This is a genomic window from Pseudomonas sp. R19M (assembly GCF_050312585.1).
In the GTDB taxonomy this organism is placed as follows: Bacteria; Pseudomonadota; Gammaproteobacteria; order Pseudomonadales; family Pseudomonadaceae; genus Aquipseudomonas; species Aquipseudomonas palleroniana.
Genome location: NZ_JBNPJV010000092.1, coordinates 199,518 through 216,763, shown reverse-complemented (window position 1 = coordinate 216,763; position 17,246 = coordinate 199,518). Strand labels below are relative to the sequence as shown.

Annotated in this window: 10 protein-coding genes and 1 pseudogene; 4 read left to right on the top strand and 7 right to left on the bottom strand. The window is 60.2% G+C overall.

The features are described 5' to 3' along the window. Position 1: 1 nt before the first annotated feature. Positions 2 to 769 (bottom strand): SDR family NAD(P)-dependent oxidoreductase, encoded by a 768-nt coding sequence (locus tag ACQRBT_RS22350; RefSeq protein ID WP_412046071.1) that lies wholly within the window; start codon positions 767 to 769, stop codon positions 2 to 4. A 203-nt stretch (positions 770 to 972) separates the two neighbouring features. Here ACQRBT_RS22350 and ACQRBT_RS22345 point away from each other — a divergent pair. From ACQRBT_RS22345 to ACQRBT_RS22330, 4 genes and pseudogenes are all read left to right on the top strand, one after another. Beyond that, positions 973 to 1,865: pseudogene (locus tag ACQRBT_RS22345) on the top strand (bestrophin family protein). 68 nt (positions 1,866 to 1,933) lie between these two features. After that, the gene (locus ACQRBT_RS22340) at positions 1,934 to 2,992 is read left to right on the top strand and encodes a tetratricopeptide repeat protein (protein WP_412046072.1); all 1,059 of its coding nucleotides are present in this window, start codon (positions 1,934 to 1,936) and stop codon (positions 2,990 to 2,992) included. Between the two features lie 143 nt (positions 2,993 to 3,135). After that, a complete protein-coding gene (locus ACQRBT_RS22335) occupies positions 3,136 to 4,638 on the top strand; it encodes an ATPase domain-containing protein (protein ID WP_412046073.1) in 1,503 nt (500 codons plus the stop codon). Further along, positions 4,635 to 6,317 (top strand): ATP-binding protein, encoded by a 1,683-nt coding sequence (locus tag ACQRBT_RS22330; RefSeq protein WP_412046074.1) that lies wholly within the window; start codon positions 4,635 to 4,637, stop codon positions 6,315 to 6,317. The genes ACQRBT_RS22335 and ACQRBT_RS22330 overlap by 4 nt, the downstream gene beginning before the upstream one ends. A 12-nt stretch (positions 6,318 to 6,329) precedes the next feature. On the opposite strand, the gene ACQRBT_RS22325 is transcribed toward ACQRBT_RS22330, so the two are convergent. The 6 genes from ACQRBT_RS22325 to ACQRBT_RS22300 all read right to left on the bottom strand — a co-directional run bounded on the left by ACQRBT_RS22325 (position 6,330) and on the right by ACQRBT_RS22300 (position 17,122). After that, positions 6,330 to 10,415 carry a hypothetical protein gene (locus tag ACQRBT_RS22325; protein WP_412046075.1) on the bottom strand — a complete coding sequence of 1,362 codons (4,086 nt, stop codon included), beginning with the start codon at positions 10,413 to 10,415 and terminating at the stop codon, positions 6,330 to 6,332. 133 nt (positions 10,416 to 10,548) lie between these two features. Further along, on the bottom strand, positions 10,549 to 10,926 hold the full coding sequence (locus ACQRBT_RS22320; protein ID WP_060752999.1) for a response regulator: 378 nt from the start codon (positions 10,924 to 10,926) through the stop codon (positions 10,549 to 10,551). 78 nt (positions 10,927 to 11,004) lie between these two features. Then, entirely contained in the window at positions 11,005 to 12,198 is a 1,194-nt protein-coding gene (locus ACQRBT_RS22315) for a hybrid sensor histidine kinase/response regulator (protein WP_412046076.1), read from the bottom strand. Next, entirely contained in the window at positions 12,192 to 12,791 is a 600-nt protein-coding gene (locus ACQRBT_RS22310) for a chemotaxis protein CheB (protein WP_412046077.1), read from the bottom strand. The genes ACQRBT_RS22315 and ACQRBT_RS22310 overlap by 7 nt, the downstream gene beginning before the upstream one ends. After that, positions 12,788 to 13,624, bottom strand: coding sequence for a CheR family methyltransferase (locus tag ACQRBT_RS22305; RefSeq protein ID WP_060752996.1), 837 nt, complete (start codon positions 13,622 to 13,624; stop codon positions 12,788 to 12,790). Before ACQRBT_RS22305 ends, ACQRBT_RS22310 begins: the two co-directional genes overlap by 4 nt. Next, entirely contained in the window at positions 13,625 to 17,122 is a 3,498-nt protein-coding gene (locus ACQRBT_RS22300) for a response regulator (RefSeq protein WP_412046078.1), read from the bottom strand. Positions 17,123 to 17,246: the final 124 nt, after the last annotated feature.

The window sequence follows — 17,246 nt, the reverse complement described above, 5'->3', positions numbered from 1 at the left end:
CTTACTTGGCCGCCATGCGCAAGGCGCCGTCGAGACGGATCACCTCGCCATTGAGCATGCTGTTTTCAATGATGTGACGTACCAGCGCCGCGTATTCGGCCGGTTTGCCCAGGCGCGGCGGGAATGGCACGCCGGCGGCCAGGGAGTCGCGAACTTCCGGGGTCATGCCGGCCATCATCGGGGTTTCGAAAATGCCCGGGGCAATGGTCATGACCCGGATGCCGAAGCGCGCCAGCTCGCGGGCGGCGGGCAAGGTCAGGCTGGCGATGGCCCCCTTGGAGGCGGAATACGCGGCCTGGCCGATCTGCCCGTCAAAGGCGGCCACCGAGGCCGTGTTGATGATCACACCGCGCTCACCGTCGGCATTCGCCTCGGTTTCAGCAATGGCCGCAGCGGCCAGGCGCAACAGGTTGAAGCTGCCGATCAGGTTGACGTTGATCACCTGAGCGAAGCTGGCCAAACCATGGGGGCCGTTCTTGCCGAGGATTTTCTCGCCACGCACTACACCGGCGCAGTTCACCAGCCCATGCAACCCGCCAAACGCTGCGACCGTAGCTTGCACGGCGGCCTGGGCAGCGGCCTCCTGGCTGATGTCGGCCACCGCGCAACGCGCGTTATCACCCAATTGACCGGCCTTGGCCGCAACGGCCTCGGCGTTCAGGTCGACCAGCATCACCTTGGCGCCGGCCGCGACCAGCATGTCAGCGGTCGCCGCACCGAGCCCCGAAGCGCCGCCACTGACCAGGAATATCTTGTTTTCAATCTGCATTATTGTTTCCTTCAAAGTGGATCAAGCGACCCTGGAAATAGTCACTCCAGAGCCGCTCGGCAGCAATGGTCAAAGCCATCAACCTGGCTGACTGGTTTGGCCATGATTGATCGCGCTGATCGACCGGTCGGCCCAAGTGATTGGACGTCGGCGTGCGCGACTTCTACTCTGGGGGCCTGCTCCTGCGAAGAAGTCTTGCCGCAATGATCGTGCGTTCCAAACCCAATCTGCTGGGCATCCTGTTTTCCCTCAAAGGCTCGATTGCCAAGCGCATTGCCTTGCGCAGCCTGTTGGTCACCCTGCTGGCCTCGGTGATCGTGCTGGTGGAAACCCTGCACCCCGCGTACTTCTCCAGGGTCAATGCGACGCCGTTCACGTTGCTGGGGTTGTCGTTGTCGATCTTCATGAGTTTTCGCAACAACGCCTGCTATGACCGTTGGTGGGAAGGCCGCAAACAGTTGGGGCAGATGATCATTGAGGTGCGCTCGCTGATTCGTGAAACCCAGGTGCTGGGTGACAGCCGCGAGCGCAGCGACCTGTTGCGGGGTGTCTGTGGCTTTGCCCATGGGCTGATTGCGCGTTTGCGCCATGAAGATGAAGCGCGGGCGATAGCGCCGTGGATGGCCGTGGACGGCAACCACCCCAACCCGCCCGACAGCCTGCTGCAAACCCTGGGTGCAGGCTTTTCCGAGTTGGCCCAGCGCGGTGTGATCAGCGACTGGCGCTACACCAATTGGAAACCCGTCTGGTCGGCTTGAGCCAGGTCCAGGCAGCCTGCGAGCGGATCAAGCACACGCCGCTGCCCTTCCCCTACACGTTGCTGTTGCACCGCACCATCTACCTGTTCTGCATTCTGCTGCCGTTCGCCATGGCCGAGCCGCTGGGATGGCTCACGCCCGTGTTCACGGCCATCGTCAGCTATACGTTCTTCGGCCTCGACGAAATCGGTGATGACCTCGAAGACCCCTTTGGCTTTGACGAAAACGACCTGCCGTGCAATGCGCTGCTGCGCACCCTGGAGCGTGAAGTCCTCGCCGCGCTGGGAGAAACCGATTTACCGCCGGCCCTGCAACCGATCGACTATGTGCTGAACTGATACGGGTTTGACACCTGCCGTGCTCTGGCCGAAGCTGATGGCTTTGCGATAGCTGCCCGGACGCCTGCATGTCAAAGTCACGCCGTTACTCCATCATCGGCCTGTGCGCCCTGTTGTTGATTGTGTCGATCACCTGGTATTTCTCCCGCACCACTCAGGTCGCCGTGCCGCCGGCGATTGCCCATGGCTATGGCAAAGCGCTGAAGCAGGCGCATAACGGTGAGCCAGGCGCCGCGCGCGTGTTGTATCAACAGCTGGGGCGGCCGGACCTGTCGCCGGAACGTCGTGCCGCCCTGCATGCGGAACTGCCCAACTACCCCAGCCCGCAAGCGCTGAAGCTCGCCGACAAGGACTTGGCCAATGAGTCGCCGCTGGTACGCGAGGCGGCGATTCACAGCATCGTCGGCCTGGTGCCCACCGGCCAACGCACCTTGCTGCTGGGCCCGGTACTCGAAGATCCCGAGCAGAGTGTGCGCTTCGCCGCCGCCAACGCCTTGCTCGGCCTCTCGCCCGACACCCTGGGCCTTTATTTCGGCCCGCTGCAGCAAGTGCTCGACGAATTTGTGAAATATCTCAAGGCCCAGCCCGAGACGGCCGAAGGCTGGATTCAGCTGGCGCGCCTGTACATTCACAGCGCCCTGCTGCCGGACGCGCAACATGCCCTGGAACAGGCGATGCGCCTGCAGCCGGATAACCTGCAAACCGTGGTGGCGCAAATCGAGCTGCTGGACAAGCAGGGCAAAACCGATGAGTCCCGCCAATTGCTGGCGCGACAACTGGCCGAACACCCGGAGTCGGCCTACTTGCAACACGCCCTGGGCCTGTGGCTGTTGCACCACGGTGAACGCCAATATGCTCTGCTCGGCTTGTCCAAGGCGGTGGAGCTGGAGCCGGACAATCAGGATTACCGCTACGACCTGGCCACCACCCTGCACGCCCAGGAAGAATTGGAGGCGGCCCAGCGCCAGCTGGAGGAGATCATTCAACGCCACCCCGCCAACCGCAAGGCGCGGGTGTTGCTGGTCAACTACTGGAAGGAAAGTGGCCAATTACAAAACGTCCAGGTGTTGCTGGCTCAGCTTGAACAGCAAAACCCGGACGATCCTGCGCTACAGCAAGGTCTCTGAGCTGACAATACAAATTTGTAAAAACAGCGACTGGTAGCACAAAAAACGCAAAACGTTGAACCGCCACGGGGCCGCTACGGTCAAGTAAATATGGCGCGCTCAAAGCAGCGCGCACCTACTTGTACGTGACCTGAGGGCACTTCTTGTCTACATCCAATACGCAGTTCAGTGAAAAGGCGGCCACCGGCATCGAAGGTCTTGATGACATTCTTGTCGGCGGGCTCTCGCGTAGCCACCTGTTCCTGCTGGAAGGCGAACCCGGTACCGGAAAGACCACCGTTGCCCTGCAATTTCTGCAAGCCGGTGCGAAAAACGGCGAGCGTTCGCTGTACATCACCCTTTCCGAAACCGAGCGCGAGTTGCGCCAGGGCGCCGAATCCCATGGATGGCACCTGGATGACAACATTCATATTTTCGAGCTGACCCCACCCGAAAGCCTGCTCAATGCCGAGCACCAACAGAGCCTGCTGTATTCCTCCGACCTGGAGCTGGGCGAGGCCACCCGGCAGATCTTCGAGGTGGTCGAGCGTGTCAAACCGAGCCGGGTGGTGATCGACAGCCTGTCGGAGATCCGCCTGCTGGCGCAAAGCTCGTTGCGTTATCGCCGGCAGATCCTGGCAATCAAGCATTACTTCGTACGCTATGACACCACGGTCCTGCTGCTCGACGACCTGACCACCGAGGCGCTGGACAAGACCGTGCACAGCGTGGCCCACGGGGTGATCCGCCTGGAAGAGCTGACTCCCAGCTATGGCGCCGAACGCCGGCGCGTGCGCGTGATGAAGTACCGTGGCCAGAAGTATCGCGGCGGTTTTCATGATTTCACCATCATGGAAGGCGGTGTGCATGTATTTCCCCGGTTGGTGGCTGCCGAGCACCGCGCCGGCTACTTGCGCGAGACCTTGACCAGCGGCATCCAGGAACTCGATGCGTTGCTCGGCGGCGGTATTGAAACCGGCTCCAGCAGCCTGATTCTCGGCCCCGCCGGTACCGGTAAGTCGCTGATCTCGTTTATTTTCGCCACGGCAGCAGTGGCCCGCGGCGAGAAGGCGGCGCTGTTTATTTTCGATGAGGAACTGGGGCTGCTGCTCGAGCGCATGCGCAAGCTGAACATTGACCTTGAAGCACTGCAAGCGACCGGCAACCTGCTGATCGAACAGGTGGACGCCGCTGAACTGGCACCCGGGGAGTTCTCTCATCGCGTACGGCGTTGCGTGGACGAGCATGGCATCAAGACGGTAGTGATCGACAGCCTGAACGGCTATCAGGCGGCGATGCCGGAAGAAAACGCGCTGATCCTGCACATGCATGAATTGTTGCTGTACCTCAATCGCCGAGGCGCGGCGACCTTCATCACCATCGCCCAACATGGCCTGGTTGGGGACATGCAGGCGCCGGTGGATATTACCTACCTGGCCGACACCGTTATTTTGTTGCGTTACTTCGAAGCGCTGGGCGAGGTGCGTCGGGCTATCTCGGTCATCAAGAAGAGGACCGGCACCCATGAGACGACCATTCGTGAGTACCGCATCAGCAAACAGGGCATGACCATTGGTGCCCCGCTGAACAACTTCCAAGGTGTGCTGCGCGGGATTCCCACGTATGTGGGCAGCGCCGCGCCGCTGCTGGAGGATGAGGAGCAGTGACAGGCCCTTCAACGGTCTCGGAACGCGCGATCATTCTGGCGCCGCTGGGCCGCGACAGTACATTGGCGTTGCAGATGCTCAACGAGGCGCACTACGACGGGATTGTTGCCCACAGTCTGGGTGCCCTGTGCGAGGCGCTGGAACAAGGCGCCGGGCTGTTGATCATCGCCGCCGAAGCGCTGCGCGGAGTCGAACTGGCACCCTTGCTGGACTACCTCGCCCGGCAACCGGCGTGGTCTGATTTGCCGATTGTGCTGATGACCCACCATGGCGGTCATCAACGCAACGGCTCAGCGCACCTGGGTGAGTTGCTGGGCAACGTTACCTTCCTGGAGCGCCCCTTTCATCCGGTGACCTTGATCAGTCTGGTCAGCGCCGCCCTGCGCGGCCGGCGACGGCAATATGAGGCGCGTGACCGGCTCATAGAACTGAGTACCAGCCAGCAGCGACTGCAAACGACCCTGGAGTCCCTCGAACAGCAGGTAGAAGAACGCACCGCGCAGTTACGCCATAACGAAGATGCCTTGCGGCAATCGCAGAAAATGGAAGCGGTCGGCCAATTGACGGGCGGTATCGCCCATGACTTCAACAACATGCTCACCGGCATCATCGGCAGCCTGGAGATGCTGCGCAGGCGGGTTGCGCGGGGCAAGCTGGATGACCTCGACAGCCTGATCGACCTGGGGGTCACCTCGGCCAACCGCGCAGCCAGCCTCACTCACCGCTTGCTGGCGTTTTCCCGTCGCCAGTCCCTGGACGCCAAACCGGTGCAAATCAACCAATTGGTGAGTTCCATGGGGGAGTTACTCAAGCGCAGCGTTAACGAAAGCATCTCCCTGGACATGCACCTGGCCGATGATTTGTGGACCGCCGAAGCCGACCCCAACCAATTGGAAAGTGCCCTGCTCAACCTGGTGATCAATGCGCGGGATGCCATGCCGGGGGGCGGCAGGCTGGTGGTGGAAACCAGCAATCGGCATCTCGACAGCGTGTTCACCGCCGCCTATGGCACGTTGGAGCCAGGCGACTATGTGGAGTTGAGCGTCAGCGACACGGGGTGTGGTATTCCAGAAGGTCTGATGAGCCGGGTGTTTGACCCGTTTTTCACGACCAAGCCCATCGGCCAGGGCACCGGCCTTGGGTTGTCGATGATTTACGGGTTTGCCCGTCAATCCCGTGGCCATGTGACGATTCACAGTGAGGTCGATAAAGGCACGACCGTCAGCTTGTTCCTGCCACGCTTCCACGGTGAAATCACTCAGGTCGAGGCCTCCGACCCCGCACTGCTGCCGTTCGCCGGTGCCGAAGAGACCGTGTTGATTGTCGAAGATGACCCGGCGGTCCGCGTGCTGGTCAGTACGGTGCTCAAGGAACTGGGCTACGCCTATGTCGAAGCCGGGGACGCCCCCTCGGCGTTGCCGATCATTGAGTCGGAGCAACGCATCGACTTGATGATCAGCGATGTCGGCTTGCCAGGCATGAACGGCCGGCAGTTGGCCGAGATCGGGCGGCAGATAAGGCCCGAGCTCAAGGTACTGTTCATTACCGGGTATGCCGAGCATGCGGCGGTGCGCGGTGGGTTTCTTGACCCCGGGATGCAGTTGATCACCAAGCCGTTCACCTTCGATATGCTGACGGCGAAGGTACGCGAGATGATCAACGCGCGTTCCCAGGGGTAAGCCGCGCCGGGTCTAGAGTGGGGTCATAAACAGACTGGCTACGGTGTCGGAGTCGACACCTACTTTGCTCAGCGCGTCGCTGCGGTATTCACTGACATTGAGGTGCAGCACTTTGGACCTGGGGTCGGTGTTGGCATAGGGGCGGGGAAAGTTCTTGTTGGTGAATACGTCATTCATTGCTTTGCGCAAGCTGCCCAGCGTCGGAAACTCAGCCAAACCGTAATTGGGCTCGAAGAAGAAGTAAGTACGCTGCCCCCCTTCAACCTTGACCCCCACGACCATGGCGTGGCCTTTATCACTGACCAGGATGTATTTGGTCTGGGGAGCCGTGACCAGCTCATCAGCTATCACGTTGAAGGGTTTAGAGGGCACATTGGATATGCCATGGAATGCAGTCGGCTGGGCGAACCGGCTTTGCATGCCCGTGACCGTCTGGATAAAGCGCTTGGAAGCGGCGCTGTTCGGATTGGCCGCCGCTTTAAAGAGGTTGTCGATGAACTGCTGCCCCTTGCCCCGTTTTATCGCCTCGATCATCACATGGGACAGTGCTGCACACTGGCCTTGGGATAAAGGCTGCACCTGGCTCAAATAAAACAATTGCGAGATCGGCGTGACCCTGCCACCCGCACTACGCACAGCATTGTTGAACACATCGACGCCCTTCAAACTAAACTGCACCGCTACCCGTTCCTGTTGCCGCGCCAATATGCCGAGATTTTTGGGCGTGTGTTTTTGGCTCACAGCCAGCTTCTTGATTTGGGCCGACTTCATGCCCGCTGAATAACCAGGCACATCGGCCGGGTTGCCATTCAAGTAGCCTTCGCGAAACGCGGCGGCATGGGCACCGTTTTCCGCCTTGCGGGTGACGTTCTGCCATTGGGTGTCCAGGTGGGTGGTTGTCGTGGGCTTGAAATCCGCCAAGGGTCTGCCGAAGGACTTGTTGGTGGCTGGGTTGTAGGCAAACCACCTGCCGGAGCCTGAATCGAACTTGGCAATGGTCGGGTAATACCCTCCAGCGCCGGCGGCTTTAGCCGTGCCCTCGAACAGATCGCTACGCTGGGACACCACATTGGCCTGCTGCGGGGTCAGGCGTACGCCTGACTGCGTGGTTTTGCCGGAAAAACCTGTGCGTACGCGTCGAACGGCGTCAGTGAGCAATTTTGAGCCCGCCTTGGCGCCCGTTTTCGCACCATCGGCGAACCCCATCAACAATGATTGCCCGAACATCTTGCGTACAGGCGTGATGGAGCTTTTGGCGGCTGCCTGGACTGTATCCTTGGCAACGCCTTTGAGGGCCCCACCTCCCGCGCGGCCAATGCCCGCAGTGGTGGCTGTCATCACGACATCGAAGATGATATCCCCTGCCGCCGCGACGTAATCACCGTTCACCAAGTTCCTGATCATCGAAACGCCAGGAAAAAAACCGATGATGCGTTGGAAGTCGGCATGCGCCTGCGCCTTTTCTTCGTCGAAAGTCGTCACCGCCAGGGTGCTCTCCCGGACGTCATCAAGGTGATAGCCCTCAATGATCTCGTCCGCAAATTTCTTGCCGAGGTACTGGCTGCGGCTGCTGGAAAAAGCGTTGGAAGTTGATTTGCTGTTAGGCCGGGCTTGTTGCTGACGGGCCTCCTCGTCAGACTCGGGCACAACCCGCGTGATTTCGCGCGCGTCCTCCGTCTTCTCGTCAAATACCTCGCCAACCACTGTGTAGGGCTCTTGCAGCCCTTCCTTGAAGGTTTCTTGCCAGTCGTCGTGGCGTTGCACCCGATTATGGCGCGGGTCGAACTCGTAATAAGTCGCCTTGCCCTCATGCTCGGTTTTTATAATCAGCTTGCCCCGCTCTTCGAGTGGCTCGGGCTGGTAGTGCCTCCATTCCTTTGTTCTCTCTCGCTCCACGATGCGCCTCGAGACACCGGGTCGATAAATCGTCAACGTCCCGCTTTCGATATTCTTCCGATCTTGCGGAGCAAGATTGGCAATCATCGTGCGGGTCACGGTACTCCAGGCTTTACTCAGCTTGGCCCGATATTCGTCGAACGCGGCTTTGTGTTCCTGGCCCGGGTCGGGCAGCTCGCTCATGCGCTTGAACACGTCCGCGTCGATCCTCGGATTGGATGAGGTCCAGCCGTAACGCCTCGTTTTCCCCTCCAAGTAAAGGTCCAATAACGAGTAAGTACCTTTGGGCTCCACGCTCGGTACCGGAGACAGCGTATGCGCCCCCGAAGCCACACTGCTGCTACGGATAGTCTTCTCTTCGAAGTCGATGCCCTCGCCAAACTCTTGCTTGAGCCGTGCCAGTGCGACTGAACGCTGGGTCGGGGCCGGCGTGGCCAGGACCTCGATCGCCTCGACCAGCTCATTCTGCTGGTCGCTGATAGCCTGCCGGGTCGCGCTGATCTGCTGCTCGGTGTAGGGCCCTTGGGGGCCAAGCAGGCCATGCCCCCTGCCCCATTGGATAATCGCCGGCAGCTGGGTCTGGTCCTGTATCAGTTGATCCTCTTCGCGCACCGGGTCGGTCGCATCAAACTCGACCACCTCGGTGAAGGTCATCTGCGCGCTGGCACCCGGGCTGGTGGCTTCAATACGCGCCACGGCAGACTTGAGGCTGAGCGAGGCGAACGAGTTGAAGGTCACCTCCGGTGGAACACCCTTGACCTGCAGTTCCGGGGCCTTGCGGCTGAGCAGCAGCATCGCGGCAATCGGTGCCGCCTCGGGCGTGGTTTTATTGGTATCCACCAGATGTTTGATCAGCTGTTGCTTGATCACTGAAACCGGCTGGCGGTAGAACTGCGGGGCCGCCAGGTCGAATCCCGCCACATATTGCTCTGCGGGCTCCTTGGGATCTGACAGGCTGGCGGCGTCGAGCGTTACGCCCAGGGCCGTCAGCAAAACTTCTTCTGGGCTCATGTGCGCGGCCACTTCGCCCAGGCGCGCTTTAAGCTGCGCGCCTAATTGCCTGCCGACACTCGAGTTCAGGATCCACTGCATCACGGCATGGGGGTCGCCGGTATTGAGCACACTGCGCGGTACGTTTTTCACCAGGGCGCCCAGCACATCGGTGGTGCCCAATGCCGAATCCGGGTCCAGCCCCGGCAGCGGCGGCTTGTTCTCGGCAATGATCCGGAAGAGCTCAGCCTGGTCTTCAATGGACAGCGGCTGTGGCCATGCCAACGCCCCGCCATAGTTACCGTAGGGGGGAGCGGGCAATGCCGGGGCGGCCAGGGCACGGATCAGGTTGTACATCTGCTGCGGATTTTGTGGAACCTGCCAGCCGCCGGCAGCCAGCACGTCCGCCAGGGTCGCCTCCGGCTGGTCGGAAGACTGCCCATACGTTGAATCGGGATGAATCGGCATAAAGCCGTTCAACAGATAGTTGACGTCCTCGCCCCGGTAGCGCTGCAAGTGTTTGAGCAAATTGAACTGATTAATGCTGTCGCCCAGGTCGTTCTTCTGCTGTTGCAGCAACTGCGGGGATTGATATTCAAGCCTCACATATGTCTCGCCGGGCTTGAGGGTATCGAACGCCTGGTTGTGCTCGAGCTGCGTGGCCCGTTCGAGGGTCTGGGCGCTGTAGTGAGGCAGCAGCACCTCGCCATGAAAGCGCGCAACGATAATCAGCGGCGCCGATGTGGGGCTGGTCGGAAGATCCACCGCTGAGGGGTAGAACGCTTTCATCGCCGCCATCACTGGTGCCAGCGCAGCCTGCCACTGCGGTGCCTGATCCTTGAGTTGGAGCCGTGTGCTTTCGCCGTTGATGACCACGGTCAGGGTCTCGCCATCAACGGTGATCGGCTGAGTGGTATCAATGTTGAGCGCCTTGGCCCAGGCGAGGAACATCGGGCTGTGGGAGGCGTTGTACAACGCTTGCCACCACCCGCCGAACGCCGTCTCCTGAGGAATATCGTGAAGCATCCCGGCGCTGGACTTTTTTTCAACGGCCTGCCGGATACCGCTGATGTACAGCTGCAACAGACGCCGTTCACCGGCCGCTACGGGCGCCGGTTCAGGCAACGATGTCGGTTCTCCCGTGGCCGCTATGGAAGTCACAGGCGTCGGAATGGCAAAGCGCTGATTCGACGAAACAGGAGACGCAAACATGGGGAACCCTCTGACAGAAATAAGCATCGCCCGTGACGAAGGAACGCTCATCAAGGGCATCGCTTATTGGGCACTGGCTGTCAGACGGTTCCTGTTTGGGGATCAGAAGGATGTAACGGGACGTGCCCTTTTATCAGGCCAGCAAGTGCTGGATATGCTCCTGCAAGGTATCGAGGTCAAACGGCTTGGCCAGGATCGGTGCATTCCGCGTGATCGGGCTGTTGCAGTCGAGGATTTCCTGCGGGTAACCACTGATGAAGATCACTTTCAGTTCAGGCCGCAGCTTGATGGCGGGCTCGGCGATCTGTACCCCGGAAATCCCGCCCGGCAGGCGGTAATCGGTCACCATCAGATCCAGGTGCGGCTTGGTCGCGAGGATCTCGAAAGCCTGCTCGCCATCGCTCGCCTTCAAGACCCGATAGCCCAGGCCCGCCAGGTATTCACCCAGCACGAACATAATGGATTCGTCGTCCTCGACGATCAGAACGACATCTTGCGCATCTTCACTCATGGGAAGCCTTTGTCCGGTCAATTGCTGCTGTTACGACCATGGGGTCACGCAGAGGTTGCGTCGAAGCGACGATTGATTTCATACCGACGCCGCCAGGGGCAGGCAGACGCGAAACAAGGCGCCCTCGCCTATCCGGCTTTCCACTTCGATAGTACCGCCGTGGGCCGTAACGATCTGCTCGGAAATAAACAGCCCCAGGCCAAGGCCGGCGGCTACCTGGCTGGCCGAGACGCGTTCGAACTGCTGGAAAATACGTTTCTGGTTTTCTTCGCTGATACCAATGCCATGGTCGCGCACCTCTACCCGCGCCTCGCCATGCTCGGTGTACACGCGCACCTCGACCGGGCTCTTGGCCCCGTAGCGCAAGGCGTTGGTCAGTAGATTAGTGATCACCTGCTCGATGCGGAACTCATCCCAGTGGCCCTCGACAGGCCCTTCACTCGCCCATTGCAGCGTCGAACCGGCGGCCGCCACCTGCGGCGCGAAGTTTTCCACCAGGTTGCCGACCAGTCGGGCCAGGTCGAAACGCGCCGGGCGGATCGAGAGCTTGCCGGTGCGGATACGCGACACGTCGAGCATGTCTTCGATCAGGCGGATCAGGCTGCGGATCTGCCGCTCGTCGCGGTCGACCATGGAGTGCATCTTGTCCAGGGTGAACGCCTCGGCATTGTCGCGAGCCAGGTGCATCTTGCGCAGCTGGGTTTCCAGGATCAGCCCATTGAGGGGCGTACGGACTTCGTGGGCGACGATCGACATGAAGTCATCGCGCATGCGCACCGCCTGCTCCAACTCCGCCTGGGTCGCTTGCAGGCGCGCCAGCAGCAGCTCCTGTTCGCGTCGGCTGCGCTCCAGCTCTTCGACTTGCAGCTTCATCGCCTTGCTCTGGCGGTAAAGGTCGACAAACACATTGACCTTGCTCTTCACCGCGTGGATATCCAGCGGCTTGTGCAGGAAGTCGACGGCGCCGCTTTCATAACCCGTGAAGGCGTAGTTGAGCTCACGGCCGGCGGCACTGACGAACACAATCGGGATGTTCTTGGTCTTTTCGGTGCCGCGCATCAATTCAGCCAGCTCGAAACCGTTCATACCGGGCATCTGTACGTCGAGAATCGCCATGGCGAACTCGTGCTCCAGCAACAGGGACAAGGCTTCGTCGGCGCTCAAGGCCTTGAAGACCTGACGGTCCTCGCGCTTGATCAATGCTTCAAGGGCCAGCAGGTTCTCCGGCAGATCGTCAACGATCAGCAGTTTGGCCTGGATAGTACTTAACATGAGGAATTTTCCAGGGTAGCCAGCAATGAGCTTATTTGGCTCAAGGTCAGAATATGGTCAGGTGTATGCAGTGCCAGGGCCGCCAGGGGCATCACGGCAATCCGCGCGTCCCTGGGGTCCTGGACCACGGTGGTGCCGCCCGATTGCTTGACGTAGGCCAGCCCGCTTGCGCCGTCCTGGTTGGCGCCGGTCAACAAAATCGCCAGTAGCCCTTTGCCATAGGCATCGGCGGCCGAAGAAAACAGAAAGTCGATCGAAGGTCGGGAGTAGAACACGCGGTCTTCCTGGCTCAGCGACAGGCTGCGGTCCTGCTCCACCGACAGGTGATAGCCGGGACCTGCGAAATACAAAGTGCCCGCCTGCAGCGTCTCTTTGTCCCGCCCTTCGCGCACCGGGATGCGCAGGCGCCGTGCAAACACTTCAGCCAACTGGCTGCGTCGCTCATCCGGCAGGTGCAGTACCGCAATGATCGGCAGGCCAAAATCCTGGGGCAACGGCTCAAAAATATGCAGCAACGCCTCCACACCGCCGGCGGAGGCGCCGACGACGATGGCTTCAATCCCGTGAGCCGGGTTTGCGGCAGCGTCGTTCATGATTTTCGGTAGATCCGCTCTTGCTTGACCAACGGCTCGAATTGTTTGCTGTAGGCGGAAAAATCCAGGGTTTCCTTGCTGCCCAGCACCAGGAAGCCGCGATGACACAGCGACTCATGGAACAACCCGAACGCCCGATCCTGCAATTTTTTATTGAAGTAAATCAGTACGTTGCGACATGAAATTAATTGCGTTTCTGAGAATACACTATCGGTCGCCAGACTGTGATCGGCAAAGGTCACGTTCTCGCGCAGGGTTTTGTCGAAGATCGCGTAATCGTAGGCCGCGGTGTAGTAGTCGGCAAATGACCGCTGCCCTCCGGCCTTCTGGTAGTTCGCCGTATAGGCGCGCACGTTCTCCAGGGAGAAAATGCCCTGCTTGGCTTTATCCAGCGAGGCGGGGTTGATATCGGTGGCATAAATGATCGTGCGCTCCAGCAGCCCCTCCTCACGCAGCAGGATCGCCATGGAGTACACCTCTTCGCCCGTGCTGCACCCAGCGATCCAGATCTTGATCGAGGGGTAGGTCTTGAGCAGCGGCACCACTTCCTGGCGGATGGCCAGGAAGTGCGATGGGTCGCGAAACATCTCGCTCACCGGAATTGTCAGGAACTGCAGCAATTGCATGAACGCCGCAGGGTCGTGCAGCACCCGCTCCTGCAATGCCGAAATGGTCGCGCAGTCGAGCTGGTGCAAAGCGTGGGCTACGCGCCGTTTGATCGATGCCCCCGAGTAATCGCGAAAGTCGTAGCTGTACTTGAGGTAAATCGCCTCGATCAGCAGGCGCAGCTCAATATCGCTATCGCTGCTTTTGTCCAAAAAACATTGCTCCACTTAAATGCGTTCCATCTTCGGTAGCCACACGCGAATCAAGGAAAACAGGCGATCCAGGTCAATCGGCTTGGCCAGGTAATCGTTGGACCCGGCTGCGAGACAGCGTTCCTGGTCGTCCTTCATCGCCTTGGCCGTGACGGCAATGATCGGCAGTTTCTTCCAGCGCGGGTCCTGGCGGATCAGGGCAGTGGCCTCATAGCCGTCCATTTCCGGCATCATCACGTCCATCAGCACCAGGTCGATATCCTCGACTTCATTGAGCTTGTCGATGGCCTCATGGCCGTTACGCCCGATCACCACCACCGCGCCCTTGTGTTCCAGGGCACTGGTCAGGGCGAAGATGTTGCGCACATCATCGTCCACCAGCAGGATTTTGCGCCCCTCGAACACCTTGTCGCGGCTACGCGCCGTCTTGAGCATCTTCTGGCGGTCATGGGACAACTGCGATTCGACTTTGTGCAGAAAGAGTGTGACTTCATCCAGCAGGCGTTCCGGCGAGCGTGCGCCCTTGATGATGATCGAGCGCGAGTATTTGCGCAGTTCAGCTTCTTCATCGCGGGTCAGGTTACGCCCGGTGTAGACGATCACCGGCGGGAACGAGCAGATGTCCTCGGTGGCCATGCGCTTGAGCAACTCGTTGCCATGCATGTCCGGCAGCTTCAGGTCGATGATCATGCAGTCGTAGATATTGGTGCGCAGCAGGTCGAGTGCCGCCTGGGCGTAGCCGACGTCGGTGATCTCGATGTCATCGTCGCCGATCAGGCGGGCAATGCTGTCGCGCTGCAGATCATCGTCTTCCACCAGCAGCACCCGCTTGACCTTCTGGGTCAGCTTGGCTTCCAGGCGCGCAAACACGTCCTTGAGCTCCTCGCGAGTCGTAGGCTTGACGGCATAACCGATGGCGCCCATATGCATGGCGGCCTCGACGCGGTCTTCCACGGAAATCACATGCACCGGGATGTGGCGGGTGTTGGCGTGTTCCTTGAGGCGCTGCAGCACCGTCAGCCCGGAATGGTCCGGCAGGCGCATGTCCAGCAGGATCGCATCCGGAATGTATTCCTCGGCCAGGCTGTAGCCTTCGTCCGCGCCGTGTGCCACCAGGCAGTGGTAGCCCAGCTCGTGGGCCAGGTCGAACAGGATACGAGCGAAGTTCGGCTCATCTTCCACCACCAGAATACAACGCGTGGCAAACGGGGCTTTGTCGCGGTCATCGGCGAAGCGCGGAATCTGCTCGGTGTCGGCCACCGGCAGCGGGGAAATCCTGACCGGGGCCGGCGCAGGTGCTGCCACGACCTGGCGCGGCGCCTCGATCGGCGGGCTGTCTTGCGTACGTTCCACGTATTGCTGCGGCAACACCAGGGTGAACACACTGCCCTTGCCGGGCTCACTGGTCACGGTGATATAACCGCCCAGCAAGGTGGCCAGGTCGCGGGAAATCGAAAGGCCCAGGCCCGTACCGCCGTAACGACGGTTGGTGGTGCCGTCGGCCTGGCGGAAGGCTTCGAAGATGCTTTCCTGCTGGTCCGGGGCAATACCGATGCCCGAATCGCGCACGGTAAAGGCAATGCTCTCCCCCGGCGCCTGGGAAACCGACAGGCTCACCTCACCCTGCTCGGTGAACTTGATCGCGTTGGACAGCAGGTTCTTGAGGATTTGCTCCAAGCGCTGGCGGTCGGTGAACAGCAGCGCCGGCGCACCTTCGAGTATCTGCGCCTGAAAGCCCAGCTTTCGATCCGCCGCCAAGGGTTCAAACATGGCACGCAGGCCATCGACCAGGCGCGGGACGCTGGAACTTTCGGGACGCACTTCCAACTTGCCGGCTTCCACCTTGGAAATGTCCAGGATGTCATTGATCAGGTTGAGCAGGTCATTGCCGGCCGAATAGATCGACTCGGCAAACTTGACCTGTTCGGCGCTGAGGTTTTCCTGGGGGTTCTCGGCCAGCAGCTTGGCCAGGATCAGCGAACTGTTCAGCGGAGTGCGCAGTTCGTGAGACATGTTGGCGAGGAATTCGGACTTGTATCGGCTGGAGCGCTGCAACTCGTCGGCGCGGTCCTCCAGTGCCGCCTGCGCCTGGTTGAGCTCGATGTTCTTGCGGTCCATGGCGTCGCGCTGGTCGGCCAGGGTCTGGGTCTGTGCGGCCAACTGCTCGTTGGTCTGCTCCAGCTCGGCCTGCTGGGTTTCCAGGTGGGCCTGGGACTCCTTGAGAATCCGTGACTGCTCTTCCAGCTCTTCGTTGGCGGTCTTGAGTTCTTCCTGCTGCACTTGCAGTTCTTCATTGAGCTGCTGGGTTTCGGCCAACACCTCCTGCAAGCGCTGGCGGTAGCGGGCGGCTTCGATGGAGGTGCCGATATTGTCGGCGATCAGCTCCAGCAGCTCGATGTCGCGCTCGTCCAATGGGCGCAGGAAACCCAGTTCGATCACCCCGTTGACGCGATCGTCATTGCTGGTCGGCGCTACCAGCACGCTACGGGTGGGGCCATCGCCCAGACCCGAGCTGACCTTGAAGTAGTCCACCGGCACATCATCCAGGCGAATCAGGCGATCCTGCTGGGCCGCCTGCCCCACGATGCCTTCGTCGCTGTAGATCGATTGTTCCTGCTGTTCCTGTTCACGCGAAAAGCCATAGGTGGCCACACGCTTGAGGCCACCGTGTTCTTCGCGCACGTACAGCGCGGCGACCACTGAGCCCATGTATTGGGCAAAGAACTGCAGAATATTGCGCCCCAGCATATTCAGGGTCAGTTGACCGAGTACCTGTTCAGCCAGCTCGGTCTGGCCGCTGCGCAGCCAGGCTTGTTGCTCCAGGCGCCGCGCAATCTTCTGTTGCGACGCGAGGTTTGCGTTGTAACTGTTTGATAAAGCGACAAGATTCTTGCGACCGATGTACGCCAGAAAACCGCTCAGGCCAAGTACGAAGATCAGGTACAGCGTGACACTGGTCACGGTCGTACGGGTGACATCTTCATTGCGCGCGATACGGAACTGCTGCTCCATCGCCACCGCGTTGTCGTATTCCTGACGGATTTCATCGGTCAGGCGTTTACCCCGGCCCGCCTTCACTGCGCTTCGGTAATCACCGCTGGCGCGCTGCATTTCAATCATCGACTGGGCGTATTGGTTCCACTCAATCTGCAGGGCTTCCAGGCGCTTGAGGCGGTCCACCTGTTGCGGGTTGTCCGACACCAGTTCCTGGAGGTTGCGCAGGTCGGCAATGATCCGGGGCTTGGCCACCTCATAGGGGTCGAGGAAGTGCTCGTCGCCGGTGATCAGAAAGCCGCGCATGCCGGTTTCCAGGTCAACGGTCAGCTTGGACGTCTCGTTGAGGTTGTTGATGACCCGGTCGGTGTGCTCCACCCATTGAATGACGGACAACAAATAGCTGATCAGACACACGAAGAACACGGCGCTGAGCACGCCCACGCCCAAGGGCAGCGCGACGTTTCGGCTCAATAGGTGACGAAAGCTCTTTTCATCGACGGACGATGCAGGAGTCATGGGCATGCCTTTGCCAAATGCGGAAAAAAACGGAGTTTGCCCCAAAGTTGCCCGGGAACGCCATTTTTCTACCGCATAACGACGAAAAGGATGACAGAGCGGGTTAAAACGTCCGACCTGCCAA